At 52.0% G+C, this 323-nt stretch carries 1 pseudogene; it reads right to left on the bottom strand.

The annotated features are described in order from the left end of the window. Nucleotides 1–110: 110 nt before the first annotated feature. Nucleotides 111–323, bottom strand: a pseudogene (locus ALO43_RS30735) (endonuclease NucS domain-containing protein); the annotation flags it as partial.

Here is a 323-nt window from a genome sequence, read left to right on the forward strand (position 1 = left end):
GTGCAACGCCTACATAGAAGCTCACTCCGCTGCGCGGGGATGGTGTTCAGTGTTTCTGTGATGAGGCACGTCGAGGTAGGGAAAAGCGGTTGAAGCTCCTTTCGCTTCATCTATAGAGACTCATCAGCCTCTTGGATCTGGTTCAGACTGAACGCCACTTCGTACTCAAAAAGCGAGACGTTCGGCACTGCCACAATCGCGTGACGTAGGTTGGAGCTGATGCTTTTCGCCACGATAACGCCTTTCACCATTTTTCCCTTCGCAAGGTTTTTCTTGATCCAGCCCATGTACCGACTGATCTGACCAATCGCCTTGTCTGCCAC

Origin of the sequence: Pseudomonas tremae (assembly GCF_001401155.1) — a bacterium.
Taxonomy (GTDB): domain Bacteria; phylum Pseudomonadota; class Gammaproteobacteria; order Pseudomonadales; family Pseudomonadaceae; genus Aquipseudomonas; species Aquipseudomonas tremae.